Source organism: Emticicia fluvialis (genome assembly GCF_024793945.1).
GTDB lineage: Bacteria > Bacteroidota > Bacteroidia > Cytophagales > Spirosomataceae > Emticicia > Emticicia fluvialis.
In genome coordinates this window covers 198,968-223,845 of the sequence record NZ_JANUSD010000002.1, presented here as the reverse complement: position 1 = coordinate 223,845, position 24,878 = coordinate 198,968, and the positions used below count along the sequence as shown (strand labels likewise).

Below are 24,878 nucleotides of genomic sequence, written 5' to 3'. Positions count from 1 at the left end.
AAACAATTTATGATTTTAAGCGTTGAACATACCTTACATTATAAATATTCGCAACCTGTTTTTCTGACGCCCCATTATATTTATTTGTCGCCAAAGACGTCTCCTCATCAGGAGGTAAGCAGTTTTGAACTTATAATTAATCCCGTAGCAAATATCTTATATAAGAATATTGATGTGGAAGGCAATGCGCAATACATTGCCTACATCAATTCTTCTTGTGAAGAACTCACCTTTAAGGCATCATTTGAAATTGATTCTGCGCCAACTAACCCTTTTCATTTTCTTTATTTTCCTTTCAGTGCAGAAAAACTCCCCTTTCATTATCCCGAAAAAGAAGGGTCTCTGTTACACCCTTACCTGAACATGAGTGGCGTTACAACGCTTATACATCAGTTTTCGAGGCAAATTGCAGCAGAAGCCAACTGGAAAACCACTGACTTTCTGACGAGAATATCAAAGTACATAAAAACCAGTTTTGTATACGAGAAACGCATTCAAGGACCGGCAAACCCTGCCGAAAAAACCCTGCTTAACCGAAAAGGCACCTGCCGTGACTACGCCGTACTGATGATAGCCTGCTGCAAATCTTTAGGTATTGCTGCCCGCTTTGCCAGTGGATATTGCTATGGCAGCCAACTACAGCAACATGAACTACATGCGTGGGTAGAGGTGTATCTTCCGGGTGCAGGCTGGAGAGGTTTTGACCCCACCGAAGGAAAAATAATAGACGACCATTACATTACACTGGCCTCATCTGCCCAGCCTGAACTCATAAATCCAATTACCGGCGGTTTTAGAGGAAACGCCAAATCACACCTGGATGCAAACGTAAATATCAGGCGTATTTAAAGCCACCGATTGATTATTTTATCTCTTGTAAGCAAAACCAGATACAAAAGCATTAGTTTTTTTATATCTTTGCCGATATTAAGACAACTATGGATTGTTTTTTGTTTTATCTTTTGTGTTTATACCTAATTAAGAAAAATCCCAAATCTCAATTAAAGTGACGCTCATTAAATCTATTTCCGGCATCCGTGGAACTATCGGCGGTAAAAGTGGTGATGCCTTAACCCCCCTTGACATTGTAAAGTTTGCTGCCGCATACGGTACCTGGCTTAAAAAGAAGAACCCGGGTGCTGAACCTAAAATTGTTTTAGGCCGCGACGCCCGACTGTCAGGTAAAATGGTTTCAGATCTGGTCAGCTCAACATTGGTTGGCATGGGTTTTCATGTAGTTGATTTGGGCCTTTCAACTACACCTACTGTTGAAATTGCGGTTCCTATTGAGCAGGCGCTGGGAGGCATTATACTTACCGCCAGCCATAACCCGATTCAGTGGAATGCACTTAAACTACTCAATGAAAAAGGAGAATTTATTTCGGCCGGCGACGGCGCCGAACTGCTTGCCATTGTAGATGCCGAGGATTTTGATTTTGCAGATGTAAAACACCTGGGTAAAATAACCTTTGATGATTCTTACGTAAAAAAGCATATTGAGTTGATTCTGGCCCTGCCACTGGTTGACAAAGAAGCCATAGCAAACGCCGATTTCAGTATCACTGTAGATGCGGTTAACTCAACCGGGGGCACTGTTGTACCCCAACTGCTTGAAGCGCTGGGTGTAACAAAAATAAAGTTAATCAATTGTGAGCCAACGGGTTTGTTTGCACACAACCCTGAGCCTCTACCTGAAAACCTGAGAGAAATCTCTGCTGAAACCAGAAAAGGCAACTATGATTTAGGCATTGTTGTAGACCCTGATGTTGACCGCCTGGCCTTTATTTGTGAAGATGGCGAGCCCTTTGGAGAAGAATACACACTGGTGGCAGTAGCAGACTACGTTCTGGCTGCCAACAAAGCCAGTAATAGCTTAAATACTGTTTCAAACCTGTCGTCTTCACTTGCATTAAAAGATGTAACCCTTAAAGCAGGCGGCGCTTATGCCTCTGCCGCAGTGGGAGAAGTAAACGTGGTTGCCAAAATGAAAGAAACAGGCGCAATAATAGGTGGCGAAGGCAATGGCGGGATTATTTTCCCTGAGTTACACTATGGCAGAGATGCCCTGGTAGGTATCGCTTTATTTTTAAGCCATCTGGCCAAATTTGGTAAGCCCATTGGTTTTTTAAGAAAAACCTACTCTAATTACCATATAGCCAAAAAGAAAATTGAACTTACTCAGGACATAAATGTGGACGAAGTGCTTGAAAACATTAAGTCCCGTTATGAAAAATATCCTATTAATACCGAAGACGGCGTAAAAATAAACTTCGAAAAAGAATGGGTACACCTGCGTAAATCGAATACTGAACCCATTATCCGCATTTATGCTGAGTCTGAATTTGAAACTACAGCCTCGAATCTGGCAGATAAGATTATCAGAGATATAAAAGAACTTATTGCAGAAAAATAAAGCAGCCATAAAACAAAAAGCGATTAAGGTTTCCACTTTAATCGCTTTTTATTTTATGGCTTTGGCAAATATTAAATTTCTTCCAGCGACTTGCTAAAGATAGGTTCCATCCAATCGGTTGAGAGTTTCTGAACCGAGGCATTCAGCAGAGCATTCCACTGATACGATATCTGCTCCAGGTCTTGTTTCTCGTATCTTTGCTCTACTATATTAAAGCTGTTTTTTTCGCATAGGATTACATCAATCGGAAAATCCACATCATTGGCGCTAACGCGCGTGGAGTCAAAAGCAAGAAACCCAAGCTTTAAAACTTCTTGCAATGAGGTGGTATATTTCAGATTCCGATACAGAATCGGCTTGCCATAATTAGACTGCCCGATTATAATAAACGGAGAACCCTCGGTTACCTCAACCCAGTTGCCTTCAGGGTAAAGCATGTATAACTTGTGTTCATCATCATTTTCAAGCTGCCCGCCAATCAGGGCTGACAGATTAAATGCAAGACCCGCCTCTTTTAATGAAGATTTATCTTCGCTGGCTACCCTTTTTACCTGTTCTCCGAAAGCATTGACAGCCTTATACATTTTATCAAACCGGTGGTCTTGATGCTCAAGCACTTCTTTAAAATAAGTAATGGCCTTGTCTCGCACCGAACGCAATCCGGCAGTCATAATAAACATAGAATGGTTTTTAGACTGATGGATAAACACTTTTTTATTCGTTGACACCTCGCTACCTGATGTGATGCGCGTATCAGCTATTGCAACAAGCCCCTTGGCCACTTTTACTCCCAGACAAAAAGTCATATCGATACATTAGGCGGGTCGCCGCCGCGGTTAAAACAATGAAAGCAGCATTCAAAACTTATTAATAAACAACTGCAAATGTAAAAAATGCTGCCATACCAATGGCTATCTTACTTAATTAATTTTACTGTTCAACTGGTTTTAAACCAAAATAAGTATCAAAAATAGCCTGAGCCACATTATTGTTTCTGATTTGAAACTCGTCTAAATAAGGGTGTAAGGCCTTGTTAAAAATATCTTCTACCTCTGTAAACTCAATTTCGTGGCGTAGCTTGCTTAATTGTTTTTCTGCCGGGTTAGAGTACCCTTCAGTAATTTTATGCCCTGAAATTTCATATAAAGACAATTCCGCCTGCCTGATACAATAGAACATTGACCGGGGGAAATTTTTATCGAGAATCAGAAACCCGACAATATGAGACGGATTAATGACGCGGTGTTCCTGCCGGTACATATTAAACGCCCCAACAGATTTCAGCACGGATGTCCATATAAGCAATTCCTGCGGTGAACCGAAGGCCTCATCATCCGGTAGTAAAGTAAAGTACCTCACATCCAGAAACCTTGAGGTTTTATCGGCACGTTCAAGAAAGCGCCCCATCCGGCCAAAATGATAGGCTTCATTTCTGGTAACGGTTGAGTCTACAATACCCCAGAAAAGCTGGCAGCCATCTTTTATTTCAGTAAAAAACTGTTGAAGTTGTTCAACATCCCAGTTCTTGGCCGATTGCGTTTCTTTAATTTTGAGATAGAAAATGTTAATATGCTCCCACATTTCCTTGGTTATACTCTCTCTTATGGTACGGGCATTTTCTCTGGCAGCAGCCAAACAACTATAAACGGAGTTCGGGTTGCGCTTGTCAAATGTCATGAAATCAATCACATTATTCCTGTTTGCCCTGCTGTAGAACTCAAAAAAATTGTCATTATCGGCAGTAGCAATTAAAAGGGGTTCCCATTGTTCGGTCAAAATCCCGGGGGCATCCAGCGCTAGGTTCAGGTTTACACTCACAAAACGAGAGTAATTCTCTGCTCGTTCTATATAGCGATTAATCCAATAAATAGAATTGGCAACTCGGCTCAGCATAATAATCTTTGGTTTTTTTTGATGACAACCAAAGATAGCAAATGAACCTTGAAATACAAACGAAATAATTTTGAAGATTAAGGCACACTTAACAAAACCCCTCAAATTTTAATAATACCCGATTTTATTGCTTCCAGCACTACCCCTACCCTGCTTTTTACACCCAATTTCATAAACACCTGCTCACGATAACCATCCACCGTTCTAGGGCTTACGCACATCAGGTCGGCAATTTCATTATATGTAAGTTCACTGCAGGCATATTCAATAAATTGTAGTTCGCGGCTATTAAGCCCCAGTTGTTCAGCCGGGTTTTTACTTTTTTCAGAATTCAGGCTTTTAACCAGCCTGTCTGTCAGGTACTCGGTATAATAAAACCCCTTGGTCATAATTGCATCAAGCGCATCTTTTAGCTCAGAAGGTCTGCATCCCTTCAACAAATATCCTTTGGCGCCATTACGAAGCATCGTAACGATTGACTCTTCTTTGTCATACATAGAAAGCGCCAGCACTTTAACATCAGGATAATTGGTTTTCAACCATAAAGCCGTTTCATAACCGTCCATTTCAGGCATATTGATATCAAGCAGCACAATGTCTGGCACCATACCCAGATTAAAGTACCGCACAAGCTCTTTACCGTTTTCAACTTCAAAAATCACATCATAAGGGTCAATCTTCTGTATAAGCCCCGAAATAGCCTTGGCCACAAGCTGGTGGTCATCAGCAATGGCAACTTTTATCATAAATCAGTAGTATTAATACTATCATTAACAATTGTGGTTCTAAAACAATATTGGGTTCTATATTCACTATCGGTTTTTACGCCAAATTCAAAATTAATCAAGGTTGCTCGCAGGGCATAAATACCGGTATCTGCAGTTGCGTAATCATTGGCAGCATCAAACGTTAGACACAAAGTAAAGTTATCAAAAAAATAACTTAGTTTAACCTCAACTTTTTTTGTTTCGCTACATTGACGAGCCGTCAGAAATATATCCTGAATAATGCTGAAAAGGATAATTTCCCGGTTATACCCTAAGCAATAGCATTTGCCTTCAATAATTAGTTCGGCGGTTGTTTCGCTTTCAGTATGTCTGGTTCTTAATGCTTCTGATACGTTGGCAATAAAATCAAATTTCTTTATCAGGTGTTCTTCAATATCGCTGTTCAATGTTCTTATCTCACTTAGCATAGTATTTACCAATTCATTGGCCTGAGACATGTTTTCGGCGAATTCGATTTGATTGCGGTATATAAAACTCTCTTCCATTACTGCCAGGTTAATTTTTACTACCGACAATAACTGGCCAAGGTTATCGACCAGTTGAAATCCGATCCGGATAAATTTGGTCTTCTGAAGCGCAAGTTGAGCCCCCTGGATTTCATTGCTGAGCATTGTTTTAAAATATTCCTGCTCAGATATCCGGAATGCAGCCTTGTTCTGCGACACCAAAAGACTGACTATAAGAATGTTATGAAAAACCATATACCCAATAAAAAGCCAGACAACACACAAAGTTTGATGAACCATACCAAATAAAAGGTTAAAATACTGCCTGGTGGCACTTTGACACCCGCCGCGACTCTGAATAGAGAAGTTTCCAAGAATTTATAATTGAATCAGCAGAATTGAAATACAATTGAAGGATACCATGAATGGCCTGTAATAGCCTTCTTCCGGCTACAATATAGGATTTACGTTCAGTGTGTAAAGATTTCAGTAATTTCCATAAACACTACCGTCCGCTCATTAATTGCATGCAAGTTATAGTAAAGGTATATGCCAGCATATAGTGGAAATACCTTTTTTAAGTCGAGAAAAATACGGTAATAAAACCGTATTTATCCCGTAGGCCTGCATAGCATCTGTTATATAAATTTGCACCATGAGCATAACAAAAACAGGCATATAAAAGCGTCAGCTAAAGATTAGCACATGATTGGTTTGGTAAAAATGATAAGTTTTAAGACATTTAGCAGTTTGTAACAAGAATCCGGAATATAACCGGAGGCTTTACAAAAAACGAACTACTTATCACACAGATCCAAAATGCAGAAAATCAAAATCTTAATTGCTGACGACCACACTATTGTAGCAGAAAGCCTGGGTATGCTCATTAACAGAATGCCAGACTTTGAAGTAGTAGCAACCGTAAAAAACGGACAGGAAGCATTAGCTTATATGGGTACCCATGAAATAGACATGGTACTGAGCGACTTGCAAATGCCTGTTATGGGGGGTATAGAAACGACTATCCGGATACGGAAAGAATACCCGCATGTAAAAACCATATTGCTTACGATGTCTGAAGATGCCACCGTTATTAAAGAAGCGCTTGTTGCAGGTATTGATGGCTACATAGTAAAAAGCATTGAAAAAAAAGAGCTTGAAGCCGCTTTGAAAAGAGTAATAAACGGGCAAAAGTATTTCAGTGATGCGGTTGTGATGCGTCTGGCAGAGATACCTAACCAGGCTACTGCCAGCGGGAAAGACGAAATAGGTGAGCATGTGCCGCTAACAGCACGGGAGATTGAAATCATGCAATTGATTATACAAGAGTTTACCAATGCAGAAATTGCCGAAAAAATCTTTATCAGCCCGACAACGGTTGAGACACACCGGAGAAACCTGATGAAAAAATTAGGCGTAAGCTCTGCACTGGCTTTAATGAAGTATGCCATGAAGCATGGTTTAGTTAAATAAACCTTTCACCATCCTATCATTTACTGGTATGACAAAAACAATTAACCCCGGCCCGCATTTTTTTCAAACCGCAGGCGTCGACAAAAACAGAGTTACTACTTTGTTTGGTCAATTAAGGCCTATTACTAACAACAACCTTAAAAAGTCGCTGGGTATGGAAAACCCTCTGGCTCTTGTTGAAATCAACGACTCGGCAGGTAATGCAAAAACGTATTTTATGGAAAGCCATGCGCTGGTAAATTTTACAAAGCCGCAGACAGATGCCACCGGCAAATTTCCGGCACTTTACGTTGAAGTATTTGAAGAAGCAACCTGCTCTATCAAAAAAAGGCATAATGAATTTCATACAATGCCAATTAAAGAAGCAAAAGAGTTTCGCGAGTACTTGTCTACCTTCAGCCATGAGCACACTTATTAATTTTTAACAAACTTTTGAATGACTAAAAAATGTTACTCACTGCCTATAATCTTACCGGCTATTTGTTGCAACAAAATACCCATGGCGGGTTCAGTGCATTGAGTAACATTTTTAGCGAGCGAGACTTGCTCTTAATTGAAAACATAGATGCCAGGAATCCTCGTAACACCCTGCTCAAATGCACCGTCAATAAGCAGTCGTTTGTTTTTAAGCAACCTAAGTTTCTGACCAACAGCGGCACCTTACCTATTCTGAACGAATACCACTTTTACAGCTCGTTCGGTGGGCTTCAGGTTAAGTTGAAGGATTTTTCATTCGATTCGCAATACAACATACTGCTATTACCCTATCTGCAAAATTTACCTGAACCCCATCAGGTACTGAATAGTTCATGCCAATTGCAGGAATATGCCCGCCAGACCGCCGACGCACTGGCAGCATTGCATCAATCTTTGCGACTGAACGGGAATCCACCGGCCAAGGTTTTCCTGCAAAACCACTGCTTTAACAGGTTATCTTATTACAAGAGTTTTATAAACCTGCTGCAACTTGGCGCTACGCGTGCTCAGTTTTTAGATGAAGTTGTTTTTCCATCATTTGCCTTCATTTCACCCAGCAGAGCCATACTTCATAATTTTTTAAACAAGGCAACTTTTTCAGATGCACTCGAGGAGTTTTCAGAACAAATAGTGGAAGAATACCTAATACATGGCGACCTGAAAGTTGAAAATCTTTTGCAGGATGGCGCTACCGGTATGCCTAAATTTATAGATTTTGAAAACGTGTCTGAAGGAGACCATGCCTGGGATTTCGCATGTTTTCTTGAGTCAGTTCTATATCAGCCGGCATTCAGAAGAGGGGCATCAACCAACGAATTAAGCGCTTCGCTGATGAAACGTTACTTCTTTTTTGCTGAGTATTTAAACGCCTATTGCCAGAAATTCAGTTTCAATGAAACAGCTCATTATCAATTTACCTCAAGAGTACTGAAATTCTGGGCAATAAGAAAACTTGAAAGGCTACGAAACTATGATGGCAACTTCAATTATTTTCTGGTTAGTCTGGAAGTAGTAAAAAGGTTAATGATTGATACAGACAAGTACATTGATGCGATATATGATTCAGGCGAATGCAGATTTGAAATTTTTGAATTCTAATTTATTTAACTTGCTATGACGCTTACTACCCGAAAACAGATAGACTCCATATTAGTTAATGTCGATTCCGCCTTTCAACCCCAAATGCTGCTCGCCAGAAAAGAAGAGGAACTAATTGGAAAAAAATATGCCATCAGCGACCAGATATATTGCCTGTATGCTAATGTTACAGAACAAGAGAAACTGAATGAGGATAACAAAGAATCTTTTAACTGGCTGGCAAAACAATTTTATCAATCTGATGAGCAACTGAACACCTGGGATAAAAACTGGACACTGGACGAACAGTCTGTACGTCATGCAAAGCGGCATGGCAAATTTTATTTATGTAAAGGAGAACAGTACAAATTAGTTTCTGCCGGTGACTTCGTTTCTTCATCCTCCTTTCCTAACCAGGATAAAATCGTAGATTTAAGGATTAAACGCCTTGAGATTCTGGACAATGCCTGGTTTTATTTCAGAGGTATTAAATACCTGGGCAGCTCATTTATAACACGTATTTATTTTCACTTCAACTATGATTTTGAGACCATTGCCAGATTCTCAAAAGACCTGCAAGACGAGCTAAACAATTGGCTGATACCCTTTGAATATAAATTTGCTATCAGAAAAAACTCCCGTTTAGACAACGCCGTTCTTTACACAGCCCGCGAACATTATTTGATAGTTTTTTATATTGTAAAGAAAATTGCAACCGCACCACAATATGCCGATTTGTTTGGCTCAGCAACACTGCCTTTTACAAAGAAAACAGTGTTGAGAGGTATAACTTTCGGAGAAGAACCGCCTATAAAAAATAGCAGTTTCGGTAAGTATAGAGCCGATATTCTGGCTGAAATTTACATTGAATATTACCAGACCAGAACGGCAAACATAAGCAAGCAAAGACTTTCTGGTTTTGTAAAAAAGAGATTACTTGAGATGGGCTTTAATTTAGACGACTTTTTCAGGAATCCGCAGAGCAAGTATCCGTACGATTTCTCCATTTTAAGTAAGGCTTTCAATGGAAGCAAAAGGTATAACCCGCTATCAGAAAACAATTACCTTAACTGGGCACTTCATATAGGAAGGCTGATATGCAGGCAGGCACTGGTAATAAACCAGAAAGGTAAAACCCATTGTTATTGGTTAAGCCTGATTGAAGACGAGACAAGCAGTTTTGAATACAGGCTGACTGATGATAGTTTTAATGAAGGCAGGTTAGGTATCATCTATTTTCTGGCTAAGTTATATTCTTATTTCCCGAATGAATACTTGTTCAGGTTTCTTTGTAAAACGGTGCTGAAAGATATTTCAGCCACTATGCCGGGGGTTTCAGATAATTACCAATTTATTGAAGAAATCAACAAGTGCCTGGATTTTAAATTACCTAAGCGATTAAAAAAGAAACAAATACATAACCATTTACTGGTTAACGAAATTGTAAATACCCTTAATGAGACAGACAGCTATACGAAAATCGATAATGACGGGCCGCAACCGATAATAAAAATGGGGTACTCAGCTATCGGGCTTATTTTGCTGGCTATAGCCGAAGGCAACCTGACCGACCTGATTAAACTTGAAGGTTTCTATGCAAAAGATACTTTGCTGAAAATAATCAATCAGGTTAAATTCTAGTATCAGACAGCCAGTATTTCTTCCCAGAACAACTCAGGTATACTGATACAGAACTGTGAACCAACATTTAGTTTACTATCTATTATCAGACTGCCGTTTACTTTTTCTGCCCGGTTCATGATATTTTTCAGACCTTTGCCGTTACCAATTAAGGCAGGGTCAAATCCTTTACCGTTGTCTAGTATCATTACCTCCAGATTACCATTTTGTTTCTCAGCTATTTCAAGTTCTACCTCTGTTGCATTGGCATGCTTAATCACATTGTTGATAATCTCAAAGCAACAAATGTAAATTTCAAGGGCTACTTCCTGCCTGATAGGCTTTTGTAATTGAGATACATTAAGCCTGAAATTTGTTTTGGCAGCTCCGGTATTTAAGTCAGCAATAAATTTTTCAAGCGCCCCTACAAGGCCTTTTTCTTCAAACTCGGCGGGTAGCATATTATGAGAAATGAGCCGGACCTCGCCATAAGCCCGGTGCATGTTTTTTAGTATGCCATCATAAATTACCTGTTCTTTTTCAGAAAGATTATCTTTATCCAAGGCCTCAAAACGCCATTTAAGTGCGGTTAAGGTGCCTCCTATGTTATCATGTAGCTCAGAAGCCACCCTTTCCCGCTCCATTGTCTGGCCTTTTAAAAGGGCCTCTCTTATTTCTTTGTTCTTTTGTTTAAGCCCTTCATTGGCTACTGTCAATTCTCTGGTGCGTTCTTCAACTTTCACTTCCAGCGATTCATTCAATTTCTGAATTGCGGCCTTTTGAGACTCAATCAGTTTATTTTTTTGAGCCAAAGAGCGCGAGTAACCCAACCCAACAAGAATCAAAACCAATAAGGCGCCTAAACCAATACTCATAAGCCTGGTCCGGTTCTCTCTTTCCTGCATCCTTAAATTCAATTGAGCCAACTTCTGGTTGTTCTTTTCGGTTTCATAATCTAATTGAACAAGACGCATTAGCTGCGAATTTTTAGTTGAATCTTCGCTCAATCTTACATTAACGTAATCTTTATAATACTTGTAGGCAAGCACGTCGTTCCCTATTTTCTCGTAGATTTCAGAGAGTGTTCTGGAAACATCCATATTCATTTTTGCATAAACATGCTTTACATTATTTTGTGCAATTGTTGCATATTTCAGAGCCTCTTTGGGTTTATTAAGCAAGAGGTACACCTTAGCTATTTCGTTGTTTACAAAGGCAACTTTATCATCATAGCCTTCGTCTACTTCAAGGCTGGCTTTAAATCCGGCCAGAGCCTCTTGGTATTGTTTGAATTTCACGCGTGTCATTGCAATATTTATAATGACTGACGACTCAATTTTCTTACTTTTTATACTTTTATTTAACTGCTCGCATAACTGGTAATATTTCAATGCTGTTTTGTAATCAGCCATATCAAAGTTGATATTGCCGATATTCATCAGGCTCATCACATACTCTTGCTGGTCATTTACTGCTTTGCTTAATTCTGCTTTTTTTTTGTAGTATTCTATTGAAGTTTTATAATCGTGCATGCTCGAAAAACTCACGGCAATTCTTCCCAGTATAAAAATGCTTCTCTTATTGTCTTTTAACTCTTCTGCCAAAGCCAGCGCCTTATACCAGTACTCAAGGGCCTTTATGTGCCCGAACTGAATACCGTAATGGGTTGCCGTTTGAATATAGGTTTTCAATAAAAGTTCTTTATTATCTATTCTCTGGGCTATAACAAGCGCTTTGTTGAGATAATAAAGGGCCGAATCATCTTTTACCTTGGTAAATTCTTTACCTAACTGACAATAAAGGTTAATAAGGGAGGTATCGAGCGTAAAACTCTTTTTTTGTACCGATAACCCAGCTAATACCGCACGCAAGCTGTCGGTTCTGCTTTTAGATTGAGCAGCAAAACCCCAAAAAAGGCACAAGAAGGTTAATATGAGGAGTTTCTTCATCTGTCTAAACGCAATACACTCTTTAGCGGATACAGCAAATCACTTAACTTATTATTATTCAATACAGCATTCAGGGTACTCAATATACTGTCTGGACAGTATTTCCTATTCGATGTATTTATCTGAACTTTGCATCATCCCCAAAGGTCCAAAATTACCTTGCTTTGACTAAAAAATTTAAGGTTCTATTATTTGAAACACACTTGAAGCCATTCTATCAATATAGCCGAATGGCTTTTTGTTGTGCAGCCAAACAGGGAATCAGTCTTCATCTGCAATTAGGTTTCAAGCCAAATGTATCTAATTGTTCGGAACTTTGCCATAAAATTCAGTTTTTTTTCATTCTCAGCTACCCAAAAACAGTTTAAATACAAGTATTGTTTTTTCTTTATTACTTCAATTACCTATTAAATGCCTGCCTTATTTTTATTCAGAACCCGGTGTCAATAAAGATGTAAAAGTTTTTTTCTAAATTGCTTCCTATATTTTTGTTTCTGTTAACACACCATCCGGTCAGTCGTCAACCTAAAAAACATGAAAGTACTCAAGAAAATACTCGTTGCCCTGCTAATTATTATTGTAGTAGCAGGTGTAGGCATTTATATATGGTTATCAACTTTTAAACCTAATCTGAATACCGAACTACAATTAAAAGGCCTCAAAGACAAAGTTGAGGTAATTTATGATAATTATGGTGTGCCGCACATTTATGCACAAAACGAAGAAGACCTTTTTTATGCTTTTGGCTATGTACATGCACAAGACAGGCTGTTTCAGATGGAACTCATCAGGAGGCTGGCTGATGGCCGGCTGGCTGAATTGTTTGGCGAGAAAGCCGTGGCATCAGATAAGTTCTTCCGTACACTTGGCTTGCGGAAGCATGCCCAATGGACAATAGACTCGCTGGTAAGAAAAAACCCCGATGCCCCATTTGTAAAAGCTGCCGAGGCCTACGTTAAAGGCATTAACCAGTATATGGCTCAAGGTAAAGCGCCTCTTGAATTTACTTTGGCAGGCATCTCTAATACGCCTTTTACGTTAGAAGACTGCTACATTATTTCTGGCTATATGGGTTTTACGTTTGCTGAGGCATTCAGGGCAGAGGCAATTGCTACGTATATTCACAATAAATTTGGTGACACATACCTGAACGATGTTTGGTCGCAATGGCCAAAAGGAGAACCAGTAATACCTGTTCAGCAAAAAGACTCTGCCGTTAAAGTAGCGCAAACCCTGGCCAGTATAGCCAACCAACTGGCTACAATTGAAACAACTGCCCCTTTTCCGCCTTATCATGGCTCCAATGGCTGGGTCATTAGCGGTTCAAAGACAAAATCGAGAAAACCCATTTTATCAAACGATACACACATAGCCTTTGCGCAGCCATCGGTGTGGTACGAAGCACACCTTGAATGTCCTGGCTTTCATTTCTATGGTAATTTTCTGGCTGGTACACCATTTGCTGCTTTAGGGCATAACCAAAACGGCGGCTGGGGCCTTACCATGTTTGAAAACGATGATGTAGATTTTTTCAGAGAAAGGCTTAACCCTCAAAACCCGAATCAGGTCTGGTACAAAGACCATTGGGAAAACCTGAATACCTATCAGGAAAGCATTAAAGTAAAAGGGGCGCAAGACATAAAAATTACCATTAAGCGTTCGCGCCACGGAACGCTGATGAATGATAGTTTTGATAAAATGGCAAAAGAAAAAGACCCGATTGCTCTATGGTGGGTGTTTAACCAGTTTCCAAGCCATTTATTGCAGAATTTCTACGACCTGGCTCATGCCCGGAATGCGGGCGAAGCCTCTAAAGCGGTAAGTACTCTGGCTGCACCGGGATTAAATTTTATGTGGGCAGATACCGCCGGCAATATTGCCTGGTGGGCCGCAGGGAAACTACCCAGAAGACCCACACACGTAAACCCGATGCTTATTCTGGACGGTACCACAGGTAAGGATGACCCATTGGGCTGGCTTGATTTTTCGCAGAATCCACAGATTCTGAATCCAGCACGTGGGGTTTTATACACAGCCAATAACCAACCGGCAGATATGGGTACGGGGCCAGTACCCGGTTATTATGTGCCGGGAAACCGCGCAAAACGCATTGAGCAATTGTTGTTTACAGACAAAAAAGACTGGACACCCGAAGAGGTAAGAAAAGTAATTAATGATGTAACATCAACCAGTTATAAAAGCTTACTGAAAGACATTATACCTATCATATTTGCCGAAAATTTATCTCCTTTAGCGAAGAAGTCAATAGCGAGACTGATTCCGTGGGATGGCGCTCATCAATTGAATAACGTTGAACCGACCATCTTCTACCGATTCATTTATTACATGCTGGTAAATACAGTAAAGGATGAACTAGGCCAGGAAGTGTTTGCTTCTTTTGAACACAATGTCAATTTTAAAAGAAATATGATTGCCATGATAAAAAAAGAAGATTCTCCGTGGTGGGATAACGTAAATACTCCTGAACGTGAAACCCGTAGACAGATACTTACCAAATCTATCAATGATGCGGCAGCCAGTCTGGAAAAACAACTAGGTGGAGATATAGAAAAATGGCAATGGGAAAAAGTGCATACCCTTACCCACAAGCATCCGCTGGGTATTTTACCGGTTGTAGGGAAATTCTTTAACGTAGGGCCATTTCCGGCACCCGGAGGCCGTGAAACCATCAATAATCTTGATTTTCAGATGGATTCTACAGGTGTCTATGACATTAGCTATGGCCCTGCACTGCGGCGTATTATTGATTTTGCGTATCCGGATAAAGGCACCAGTATATTACCCACCGGCCAGTCTGGCAATATAATGAGCAAACATTACAGCGACCAGGCACAAATGTATGTAAACGGAGAAGCCCGCCCCGAACTTATGAATAGAACTGCCATTGAGAAAGTACAAACAGGCAAAATACTTTTTAAACCCTGATTAATGGGCCAATTGCTGCTCGTGATATTTTATTAAGGCCTGGTATGTCAGGCCTATTTCTTTTCTCTGCTTTATTATAATGTTATAAATGTAAGAAGGCATGAATTTTTCGCCCAACTGAAGCACGGTATCGTATGCAACAATTGTTTCATCGTCACCTTGTCGGCATTCCTCAACCAACTTAACGTCGGTGGGTTTTCTGAACCACCCCCTTACTCCCTGCATTACATTGTTCAACATGGCTACCAGGCTTACATCTTCAGCAACTTCTTCTCCTAAGGCTTTTACTTCCCGCTGTAATTCTCTGGCATAGCTGCCTCTTTTTTCAGCTTCATCGAGCATGGCATCGCGCAGGTCTTTTGATGCTGCACTGCCCGCTGCTTCTATGTAAGCCTCCTGCGCATCAAGGTTATGAATAATCAGATAATTCAATTCTCTGGCAATTTTTTCTGTTTCCATAAAAAAACAATTGTTTTGGATGAGTTACTTCCGGCTACCTCTCTTTTGTCATCGGATATTTTCAGGCACCAGACTCTCAAGCATCTGCACAATTTGCCGGGTTATTTCATTTACTACATTGGGGTATCCCAGGCTGCAATGTAAATACCAGCACACTTATAAAAAAATTTCTTGCACTGCTTAAGAGTTGAGGTTTCAATCTCAAAAAACAGGCAAAAAAATATTCCAAAAGGGCAAAAACCTCTTTTTACAGTAAAAATTGGGCAATTATAGCCACACATTTGTTGTTTTATTGCATTGTTTTACTTTATAGCTTCAGAAGTGTTTTTAACTTCCAGAGTGCAAGACCTATCACAACTCCAATGCTGTCGGCAAGACCATCTTTAAAATCACAACTTCTATGAAAAGATTCAGGCAATGAGGCCTGCCAAAACTCAATAAGCACACCCAGAAGCACTCCATAGAGCAGGCTCTGCCCATATTTTCCAAAGGCGGCCTGCCAACAAAATGCCCAGGCGCCAAATGCAAGAAAATGCGCTGTTTTGTCGCTCATATTGCCGGGCATCTCAATATTTTTACTGGGCAAAGAACACAAAACCAATATCAGAAGGGTTACAGCAAATGCCAGGTATTTACTACTAAGAAAATTGTTAATTGCTTTTTTGAAACTCATAAAATTAAAATTTGTAATTGCGGCGCTAAATATACCCTCACCTGCAGAATTTAAGTAACTGAATTATCGTAAAAATTATCATTAAAAAACAGTAAGATAAATTGATACTAATAAAATATGAGTATTCTAATTTTTTCTAAAATAAAATAAATAAATTAATTAATAAGATGTGCAACTCAAATTCATTACCGTAAAAAAATGCTAAATTCGCAAGCATAGCAACAACACCACCGTTAATTTATGGCAGACGCGACTGAGAAATCTTTAAATTTTATCGAGCAAATTATTGAAAATGACCTCGAAACAGGTAAATATAATGGAAGAGTTCTGACCCGTTTTCCTCCTGAACCAAATGGCTACCTGCACATTGGCCATGCAAAATCTATTTGTCTGAATTTTGGCGTAGCCCTTAAATATGGCGGGCAAACCAACCTGCGTTTTGACGACACCAACCCGGTTACCGAAGATACAGAATATGTAGAGTCTATAAAAAATGATGTGCAGTGGCTGGGTTTCAACTGGGCCAACGAGTTCTATGCGTCAGACTACTTTGAGAAGCTCTATGAGTTTGCCAAAAAGTTGATCAATAAGGGTCTTGCCTATGTAGATGACAGTACCTCTGAAGAAATGGCAGCCATGAAAGGCACGCCTGTTGAACCGGGCATTAACAGCCCCTTCAGAAACCGCAGCATTGAAGAAAACATGACCTTGTTTGAGCAAATGAAAAACGGAGCATTTGCAGAAGGTACACGTGTGCTGAGAGCTAAAATTGATATGGCGGCTCCGAATATGCTCATGCGTGACCCTATTATTTACCGTATAAAATTTGCAAAACACCATCGTACCGGCGATAAATGGTGTATTTACCCTATGTACGACTTTGCACATGGGCAGTCTGACTCAATTGAAGGTATTACGCATTCTATTTGTACGCTTGAGTTTGTACCTCACCGTGAGCTTTACGATTGGTGTATTGAAAACCTGGAGATTTTCCCTTCCAGACAATATGAATTTGCACGTTTGAACCTTACCTACACAGTAATGAGTAAGCGGAAATTGTTGCAATTGGTAAATGAAGGCCACGTAACCGGTTGGGACGACCCCCGTATGCCTACTATTTCAGGTTTGCGCAGGAGAGGTTATACACCTGAGGCCATCCGTGATTTTTGCGACAGAATAGGCGTAGCCAAAAGAGATAACCTGATAAGTGTAGGGCTGCTTGAATTTTGTATCAGAGAACAACTCAACAAATCGGCTACCCGTGTAATGGCAGTGCTTGACCCTTTGAAAGTGGTAATTACTAATTATCCGGAAGGAAAGACTGAAATACTGACCACTGAAAATAACCCCGAAGACCCTGAAGGTGGCACACGTACTATGCCGTTCAGCAGGGAGATTCTTATTGAAAAAGACGATTTCATGGAGAATCCGCCGAAAAAATATTTCCGTTTGGCACCTGGCCAGATGGTACGTCTGAAAAGCGCCTATATTATCCGCTGCGATGAAGTGCTAAAAGACGAAAACGGTGAGATTACTGAACTGAGATGCACATATATTGAGAACTCCAGGAGCGGCCAGGACACCTCCGGCATTTTGGTAAAAGGAACTATCCATTGGGTTTCTGCAGCTGATGCGATCAAGGCAGAAGTAAGGCTTTATGACCGACTGTTTAAAGTTGAAGACCCCGGCAGTGAAGAAGGCGATTTTAAAGAGTATATCAATACCGATTCTCTTGAAGTAATAAATGCATACCTTGAACCGTCGCTTAAAGAGGCTGTAACGGGCAAAAATTATCAGTTTCTCAGAAAAGGGTATTTTTGTCTTGATAAAGACGCAACAGAAAACAAACTCATTTTTAACCGCACCGTTAGCCTGAAAGACACCTGGGCTAAAGAAAGCGGCAAATAAAAACCAACAATAGTGTTTTTGTTCATAAATCAATCAGGCCTCCGGAAAAAGTATAAAAACTTACCGGAGGCTTTATTTTAGCAGGTAAATTTAAACCCTATGCCATGTACATTTTCTATTTTAACGGCAGGCTCATCTATCAGCATTTTTCTGAGCCTGGTTATGAAAACATCCAGACTTCGGCCTAAAAAATAATCGTCTCGACCCCAAATGGCCGTCAGAATATCTTCACGTTTAATAACCTGATTTTTTCTTTCACATAAATACCTCAGCACCTCTGCTTCACGGTTAGTCAGTTGCTCAGTCTTTTGTTCTGATTTAAGAGAAAGTTGCTGATAATTGAAATCATAATTACCCAGTTTCCAGACGCCCTGGCCTTCAAAATCTACCTTCGAAATATCTTTCCGCTTCAGAAAAACCTTAATCCGTAAACTAAGCTCCTCTATGCTGAAAGGCTTGGTTATGTAATCGTCACCACCTACTTTAAGGCCTGCAATGCGGTCTTCCTGCATACCTTTGGCCGTCAGAAAAATTACCGGAATCTGCAGGTTCTGCTTTCTGATTTTCTCGGCCAGACTAAACCCGTCCAGTTCGGGTAGCATTACATCAAGCAGGCAAAGGTCATATTTCTCTTTGGTAAAACTTTTCCAGGCCTCCTTACCATCCTGAAAATGGCTTACTTCGTAACCCTCCATTTCCAGGCTGTCTTTTGTAACATACCCCAGGTTGGGGTCATCTTCCACATATAATATTTTGGGCATAATCTGGCTTTATAAGTCTTTTGGGTAAACGGTTTTTATTCCTGGTTCATTATAACTGTAAATGTACTTCCCTCGCCAAGCTTGCTTTCAACTTTAATCTCCCATTTGTGCGCTCTTACAATTTGTCTTACATAGCTAAGCCCCAACCCAAAGCCTTTTACATTGTGTGTGTTACCGGTAGGAACCCGGTAAAACTTATTAAAAATTTTATTGATATTTTCGCTGCTTATGCCTATGCCCTTATCAATTATGGAAAGAACCAGACCTTCGTCAGTATTTTCGGTTCTTACTGTTATATCCGGTACTTTATCTGAATACTTAATAGCGTTTTCAAGTAAGTTCCTGATCAGACTTATCAACTGCACCCTATCTGCATAAATACTGGTTCTGGTTGCATGCAGCTCCAGTTTCAGTGAATCTTCCAGTTCTGCTTTCACACCTTCTGTTACATCATCAATGAGGCTGTGCAATTCCTGCAGTTGAATATCCAGTTGCAGCCTTCCTTTATCCATTCTGGCAGTATTCAGTACAGATTCAACTTGATTTTTAAGCCTGTTGTTTTCTTGCCTGATTATACTTACATATTTTCTTAAACGCTCGGGCTGGTCTAATATTTTCGGCTGGCTTAAAACATCTGTAGCTACCCTGATGGTAGAGATGGGCGTCTGAAACTCGTGCGTCATATTATTAATAAAATCACGCTGTACCTCACTCAGCCGTTTTTGCTTTAGGATGATAAACATGGCATACCCGAAAAACAAGGTAACAATAAGCGTAATAAGTGACGAAATGAGCCAGATATCAAGCCTGCTGGCCAGGTAACTGGTTTTACCGGGGAATCTAACCCCAAAATAATTGAGGTATTTGTCTGTCTTCGGAAGATTCTTCTGTGCATGTGCACTCTCTTCAAAATCTGAGTTGATATAAGCACCATAAACTATATTGTCGGTATCGCAATTATAAATACCATACTCAAAATCTGTTAACAGATTTTGCTTCTTAAACTCATCTTTCAGGTAATGCTCCAGCACATCTGCATTAAGCGGCGCCCTTAAATTGGCAACATAATAATCAGACGAAAGCTGGGTAACGGGGTTTTCAATAACAGATAGCTTATAAAGTGACGATATTTTATTGGTTACATTACGCAAAGAAATCATAACAGTTTGCCTGAACTGCTGTTCCTTCAAATCAAATGCCTTCTTTACCCAATACGCTTGCACTGCAATAATTCCAGTAATAGAAAGTGTGCCAAGAATAATCAATAGCCTGATTGTATTTCTGCTCAAAACCGAAGAGTTTTTTTGTAAAATTACGTAAAAGACAAGGTATTGACAAAATAATAATTGGAGGGCAATTGGGCATTCATAGAAAAAATTATGTAAAATCTAAAAAATCTTTTAAAAACAAACGCTACCCTTTGAAAAGGAAAATTTTCTACCTTAATTTGCTCCGTACATGAAACTTATCTAAATCTAAAAAATTCTATTCTCTTTTTTTCTAAAGCGCTATGCAAAAATTACAAACCCTCGATTACGTCGTATTTCTCTTTTACTTTATCCTGGTATCGGGCTATGGCTATTGGATTTATCAGCGAAAAAAATCTAAAGAAGCCTCAACAAAAGATTTTTTCCTTGCTGAAGGGTCTCTTACCTGGTGGGCTATCGGTGCCTCACTGATTGCCTCTAACATTTCTGCTGAACAAATGATTGGTATGTCGGGCAATGGTTTTTCGATGGGTCTGGCTATTTCAACTTATGAATGGATGGCCGCTGCCACGCTGATTGTGGTTGGTGTGGTTTTTATGCCTATTTATCTGAAAAACAAGATATTTACCATGCCGCAGTTTCTTAATCAGCGTTACAACTCAACGGTGAGTCTGATTATGGCCGTATTCTGGCTAGCTTTGTATATCCTTGTAAACCTTACCTCTATTTTGTATCTGGGTGCTTTAGCTGTATCGGGTATTTCAGGTCTTGATTTTACGGTTTGTATGATTGGCCTGGCCATTTTTGCTATTGTAATTACTATCGGAGGTATGAAAGTAATCGGCTTTACAGATGTAATTCAGGTATTCTTCCTGATTATTGGTGGTTTAGCTACAACATATCTGGCTGTTACGCTGGTTTCTACAGAATATGGCGGGTTAGAAAGCCTTACCAATGGATTAAAACTGATGACAGAGAAATCGGAAGACCACTTCCACATGATTTTCCATAAAGGAGACCCGCATTATATGGCACTGCCGGGCTTAACAGTTTTAATAGGTGGTATGTGGATTGTGAATCTGAACTACTGGGGATGTAACCAGTACATTACGCAACGTGCTTTGGGAGCCGATTTGAAAACCGCTCGTGAAGGTATTTTATTTGCAGCGTTTCTGAAACTTTTAATGCCCATCATTGTAACTTTACCGGGTATTGCGGCATATACGTTATATCAGAAAGGTTTGTTTCAGAAGGAAATGCTGGGTGCAGATGGCACACTCAATCAGGACAACGCCTATCCGGTGTTATTGAACCTGCTGCCTATGGGCTTGAAAGGTCTTTCATTTGCGGCGCTAACAGCGGCTATTGTAGCATCTTTAGCGGGTAAAGCCAATAGTATTTCTACCATTTTTACGCTTGATATTTTCAAAAATTATATCGGTAAAAATGCATCAGAGAAACACCTGGTATGGATTGGCCGCGTAACTATAGTGGTATCTATGATATTGGCCATTGTGGTGTCGCCTTATATGGGTATCGACAAAAAAGGTGGTTTCCAGTTTATTCAGGAAATGACCGGTCTGTTATCGCCGGGTATTTTCGCTTCATTTGTGATGGGTTTCTTCTGGAAACGTACCAATTCAGCAGGTGCTTTGTTTGCCATTGTAGGTGGTTTCTTAATTGCACTGTCTTTGCATAACAACTGGATGCCGTTTGCTGACTGGACCACCGTTCCGTTCCTTGACCGCATGGGTATTGTGTTCCTGATTTGCGTGGCTGTTATGTTTATTCTGGGCTTTATCTTGCCAGACGAAGGTAAAGGACTTGAAATTGACGCCAGCATGTTTAAAGTACAAGGGATTTTTGCTTTTGGCGCCGTAGCCGTAATCGTTATCCTGATTGGCTTGTATTGGTATTTCTGGTAATATTTTTTTGAATCTTAGTATATTAAAAGCCACCGTCAGTTTTAATTTGCATTAAATGCAGCTTAAATAAAGACGGTGGCTAAAAAAAAGTACCCCACTATAAACCCAATTAAAAATTTAAAAACGTGCTTTATTAATTACATCTTATAAGATAAACTTTACCTGTACAATTAATTAGCGGCCCAAACATCATTTTGATGCTGCTAACTTCAAACCCCGGGCGCATTCTACTTGTATATTACAATTGTTCTTGCTCTTAAATATACATGTGATGACTTTTGAGAAAAAACCGGATTATTTTTGCTAATTCTAAATGTTTGTTCATTAATACATGCTTGTTAACAACTGGCTGTAAGCAAACATATATAGGTTGTAGTTAGACCTGATGACTTTTTTTAAAACCCTTTTACCCTATTTATCTGGTTGTATTTATACATACTCATTCCAGAAATATATCCTAAGCTAGTAAATAACTTTTGCAGAAGCCCAAAGCTGCATGCCTTATAACTTACCCAATGAATAAAAACAACTACCGTTATATACCTGAATTAGATGTAATACGCGGAATTGCCATACTGATGGTATTTTTTTACCACACGCAACTAAGTATTTTTCCTCCATACGAAATAAGAAACTATACAGATAGTGGCATACTTGATTTACGGTCAACAAAAGATATAATTTTCAACTTTTTGCCTTTTACATTTGGAGAACTAGGCGTTGAGTTATTCCTGGTTATCAGTGGATTTGTCATTCATTTAGGCTTTTTAAACAGTCAGGACCTGTTTAATGTAAAGCAATTTTATGTACGACGGTTTTTCCGCATATATCCTCCGTACCTGTTAGTGCTGCTATTCTTTATTGTTTTCAGGAATATGTCTTTCTCCCCTAAAGACATACTTTTACATGTATTGTTGATTCACAATCTCTCAGACACATCGTTTTTCTCAATTAATCCGTCTTTTTGGACCCTGGCCCTAGAAGTTCAACTTTACCTGGCTTATCCTTTGTTTTTGTACTTCAGAAAAAAAATTGGTATCCGAAACACAGTAGTTGGTTTAACGCTTCTTCATTTTGCCTGCACGTTTATACTAGAAACGTTCATGAAAGACAGCATACCGCTGTCAATGGCACTTTCTATGCCTGTGCTTTGGTTTACATGGGGTGCCGGCGCCCTGGCGGCTGAGTTATACTGGGAAAACAAAAAGATTTTCAAGAAACAGCCTCTTCTATACCTTTTGGTTTTTCTTGCGATGCTTCCTGTTTGCAAATACTTTATGGTTGCGCATTATTTTACAATAGCCGTGTCGGTATGTGCCTGGCTGGCATTGTTAGAGTGGTTTTTGTATAAAAAACAGGAAGATCCATTTTTTCTAAAACCGTTGTTTCGTGTTTTGGCAGGTATTGGTATTTGCAGCTACAGTTTATACCTCATACACCAGCCTTATTTGTTCGATTTACTAAAACACCTTGGGCATTTTAAATTTGTTATGGTTCATCTGGTAGCCAGCCCGTTGGCCGCGCTGCTTATTTTTACCATTCTTGCTTACGGACTCTATCAGTTTGTTGAATTACCTTCTGTTGAATTAGGGAAAAGACTCTGGAAAAAATACGGAAACCCCAAATGAGAGTAGGCTTTACTACAAAGATCAAATAAAATTTACATTACTATAACCCTGACATTCAGTTTTTTATAGATATAATAAATATGCCAAATACGGGTGCCCGAATTAATAATAGGCACCCGCATTTTTTTAATTCCGACTCATCATTTAAACACTGAACCCCAGTTTTATTTTGTATCGCCAGCGGTCTTTTCCAATCTCGTTTTCAAGTTTAAGTACTTCATGCGTTTTTTTACTTATCCAGAAAACCTCTTTATAACCTTTCGCTTCATGCGTTAGCAACCAGCAATCTACTTTTGTGTTATCATATCCGTTAAGCTGTGCAGTACCAGTAATTGTGTAAACCTCAAACTTAGGTGCGAGATAACCGGGTTCATAAAACGGAATCATGTAAGTGGTTTTTAACTTATAGACAAGCAAAGGGAATACCTCCAGATCAAGATGCCAGTTTAATGAATATTGATTAATTGCTGTCTGAAAAGCCATCCAGGGCAGTTTTCGGTTAGCCGTTGTGTCTGTATCAGTTAGTGGCACATTATTAATGCTGGCCGTTTTTGCCATAAAATCAAACTCGCTGCTACCTCTTTGCTTCCACCAGCTTTGATGATAAAGTGGCGCAAAGGTTTTCTTATCGCATACAGAAGTAACAGTGTGTACTACGCTGTCGCGGTCTTCCCAGGTTTGCTTTACAATAATGGCATTATTGCCTTTAAAATTTCCGAAAGTAATACTTCTTGTCCAGAACTGGAGCCTTGACCGTGCCGCATCCTTCCCCATTTTGAAATAAACCAGATAGCGGTTAGCGCCTTCTTTTAAATAACTTGTTTTTACTTTGCTTGCGTCTACCCAAACGGTGTCTTGCGCTATTGATGAAAAATTAAATGCTAATGCAAAAATCAGCACAATTGGTATTTGATGTTTCATTATCTAATTTGATTAATATATTGTTGATTACTCTTAAAATTTGTCTCGAACTACAGTAAGCCTGTACTTGGTAAGACTCCTGCATAAACCGCTTTGAAAGGCGTTTTTTATTGGCTTTTCGTTTGCCGCCATAAATGTATCTGAATTTGTAATGCAGGGTATGCTACAACTTACAGTCAACAGCCATGTATTGATGCAAAGCCTTTTGCAACGCAAATACAATGATTTCAGCCGCTTGTGGGTCTGAAATGGTTGTTGGCAGACGAAAGCATCAGCATCCGATATTTTATTATAAATTTAGGTTTTGTTTTAT

Annotated in this window: 20 protein-coding genes; 10 read left to right on the top strand and 10 right to left on the bottom strand. The window is 39.6% G+C overall.

Features of this window, described 5'->3' with window-relative positions; translation table 11 throughout:
* The first annotated feature begins 9 nt into the window (after positions 1 to 9).
* Both NZ848_RS02860 and glmM read left to right on the top strand, forming a co-directional pair.
* Positions 10 to 849, top strand: coding sequence for a transglutaminase family protein (locus tag NZ848_RS02860; RefSeq protein ID WP_259014275.1), 840 nt, complete (start codon positions 10 to 12; stop codon positions 847 to 849).
* Positions 850 to 1,006: 157 nt separating this feature from the next.
* Positions 1,007 to 2,413: a phosphoglucosamine mutase gene (gene glmM / locus NZ848_RS02855; protein WP_259014274.1), complete on the top strand. Its 1,407-nt coding sequence runs from the start codon at positions 1,007 to 1,009 to the stop codon at positions 2,411 to 2,413.
* A 71-nt stretch (positions 2,414 to 2,484) separates the two neighbouring features.
* On the opposite strand, the gene NZ848_RS02850 is transcribed toward glmM, so the two are convergent.
* The 4 genes from NZ848_RS02850 to NZ848_RS02835 all read right to left on the bottom strand — a co-directional run bounded on the left by NZ848_RS02850 (position 2,485) and on the right by NZ848_RS02835 (position 5,840).
* Positions 2,485 to 3,219, bottom strand: a complete 735-nt coding sequence (locus tag NZ848_RS02850) for a peptidase (protein WP_253533787.1) — start codon at positions 3,217 to 3,219, stop codon at positions 2,485 to 2,487.
* Between the two features lie 124 nt (positions 3,220 to 3,343).
* The gene (locus NZ848_RS02845; protein ID WP_253533786.1) at positions 3,344 to 4,306 is read right to left on the bottom strand and encodes an alpha-E domain-containing protein; all 963 of its coding nucleotides are present in this window, start codon (positions 4,304 to 4,306) and stop codon (positions 3,344 to 3,346) included.
* A gap of 101 nt (positions 4,307 to 4,407) precedes the next feature.
* Positions 4,408 to 5,052: a response regulator transcription factor gene (locus NZ848_RS02840; RefSeq protein WP_101727682.1), complete on the bottom strand. Its 645-nt coding sequence runs from the start codon at positions 5,050 to 5,052 to the stop codon at positions 4,408 to 4,410.
* Positions 5,049 to 5,840: a hypothetical protein gene (locus NZ848_RS02835; RefSeq protein WP_259014273.1), complete on the bottom strand. Its 792-nt coding sequence runs from the start codon at positions 5,838 to 5,840 to the stop codon at positions 5,049 to 5,051. The genes NZ848_RS02840 and NZ848_RS02835 overlap by 4 nt, the downstream gene beginning before the upstream one ends.
* Before the next feature lie 519 nt (positions 5,841 to 6,359).
* Here NZ848_RS02835 and NZ848_RS02830 point away from each other — a divergent pair.
* From NZ848_RS02830 to NZ848_RS02815, 4 genes are read left to right on the top strand one after another with little or no spacing between them, the layout of a single operon-like run.
* Positions 6,360 to 7,013 carry a response regulator gene (locus NZ848_RS02830; protein WP_253533784.1) on the top strand — a complete coding sequence of 218 codons (654 nt, stop codon included), beginning with the start codon at positions 6,360 to 6,362 and terminating at the stop codon, positions 7,011 to 7,013.
* 28 nt (positions 7,014 to 7,041) lie between these two features.
* A complete protein-coding gene (locus NZ848_RS02825; protein ID WP_259014272.1) occupies positions 7,042 to 7,431 on the top strand; it encodes a hypothetical protein in 390 nt (129 codons plus the stop codon).
* 29 nt (positions 7,432 to 7,460) lie between these two features.
* Positions 7,461 to 8,588, top strand: coding sequence for an aminoglycoside phosphotransferase family protein (locus NZ848_RS02820; protein WP_259014271.1), 1,128 nt, complete (start codon positions 7,461 to 7,463; stop codon positions 8,586 to 8,588).
* A 15-nt stretch (positions 8,589 to 8,603) separates the two neighbouring features.
* The gene (locus tag NZ848_RS02815; protein ID WP_259014270.1) at positions 8,604 to 10,208 is read left to right on the top strand and encodes a T3SS effector HopA1 family protein; all 1,605 of its coding nucleotides are present in this window, start codon (positions 8,604 to 8,606) and stop codon (positions 10,206 to 10,208) included.
* A gap of 2 nt (positions 10,209 to 10,210) precedes the next feature.
* On the opposite strand, the gene NZ848_RS02810 is transcribed toward NZ848_RS02815, so the two are convergent.
* Entirely contained in the window at positions 10,211 to 12,136 is a 1,926-nt protein-coding gene (locus NZ848_RS02810; RefSeq protein WP_259014269.1) for a tetratricopeptide repeat-containing sensor histidine kinase, read from the bottom strand.
* Positions 12,137 to 12,670: 534 nt separating this feature from the next.
* On the opposite strand from NZ848_RS02810, the gene NZ848_RS02805 reads away from it, so the two are divergent.
* Complete coding sequence (locus NZ848_RS02805) at positions 12,671 to 15,082, top strand: penicillin acylase family protein (RefSeq protein ID WP_259014268.1); 2,412 nt, start codon at positions 12,671 to 12,673, stop codon at positions 15,080 to 15,082.
* Here NZ848_RS02805 and NZ848_RS02800 read toward each other — a convergent pair whose 3' ends face one another.
* Together NZ848_RS02800 and NZ848_RS02795 are read right to left on the bottom strand one after the other, a co-directional pair.
* Positions 15,083 to 15,541, bottom strand: a complete 459-nt coding sequence (locus tag NZ848_RS02800) for a PA2169 family four-helix-bundle protein (RefSeq protein WP_259014267.1) — start codon at positions 15,539 to 15,541, stop codon at positions 15,083 to 15,085.
* A gap of 307 nt (positions 15,542 to 15,848) precedes the next feature.
* On the bottom strand, positions 15,849 to 16,214 hold the full coding sequence (locus NZ848_RS02795; protein WP_259014266.1) for a VanZ family protein: 366 nt from the start codon (positions 16,212 to 16,214) through the stop codon (positions 15,849 to 15,851).
* 240 nt (positions 16,215 to 16,454) lie between these two features.
* Here NZ848_RS02795 and NZ848_RS02790 point away from each other — a divergent pair, with 240 nt between their 5' ends.
* Positions 16,455 to 18,122 carry a glutamine--tRNA ligase/YqeY domain fusion protein gene (locus NZ848_RS02790; RefSeq protein ID WP_259014265.1) on the top strand — a complete coding sequence of 556 codons (1,668 nt, stop codon included), beginning with the start codon at positions 16,455 to 16,457 and terminating at the stop codon, positions 18,120 to 18,122.
* A gap of 77 nt (positions 18,123 to 18,199) precedes the next feature.
* Here NZ848_RS02790 and NZ848_RS02785 read toward each other — a convergent pair whose 3' ends face one another.
* Both NZ848_RS02785 and NZ848_RS02780 read right to left on the bottom strand, forming a co-directional pair.
* Positions 18,200 to 18,883 (bottom strand): response regulator transcription factor, encoded by a 684-nt coding sequence (locus tag NZ848_RS02785; RefSeq protein WP_259014264.1) that lies wholly within the window; start codon positions 18,881 to 18,883, stop codon positions 18,200 to 18,202.
* A 35-nt stretch (positions 18,884 to 18,918) separates the two neighbouring features.
* Positions 18,919 to 20,172 (bottom strand): sensor histidine kinase, encoded by a 1,254-nt coding sequence (locus tag NZ848_RS02780; protein ID WP_253533775.1) that lies wholly within the window; start codon positions 20,170 to 20,172, stop codon positions 18,919 to 18,921.
* 221 nt (positions 20,173 to 20,393) lie between these two features.
* Between NZ848_RS02780 and NZ848_RS02775 the strand changes: the two genes are divergently transcribed.
* Together NZ848_RS02775 and NZ848_RS02770 are read left to right on the top strand one after the other, a co-directional pair.
* Positions 20,394 to 22,016, top strand: coding sequence for a sodium:solute symporter family transporter (locus tag NZ848_RS02775; protein ID WP_253533774.1), 1,623 nt, complete (start codon positions 20,394 to 20,396; stop codon positions 22,014 to 22,016).
* Between the two features lie 515 nt (positions 22,017 to 22,531).
* Entirely contained in the window at positions 22,532 to 23,644 is a 1,113-nt protein-coding gene (locus tag NZ848_RS02770; RefSeq protein WP_259014263.1) for an acyltransferase family protein, read from the top strand.
* Between the two features lie 144 nt (positions 23,645 to 23,788).
* Here the strand turns inward: NZ848_RS02770 and NZ848_RS02765 are convergent, their stop codons facing one another.
* Positions 23,789 to 24,565 (bottom strand): DUF3108 domain-containing protein, encoded by a 777-nt coding sequence (locus NZ848_RS02765; protein ID WP_259014262.1) that lies wholly within the window; start codon positions 24,563 to 24,565, stop codon positions 23,789 to 23,791.
* Positions 24,566 to 24,878 lie beyond the last annotated feature (313 nt).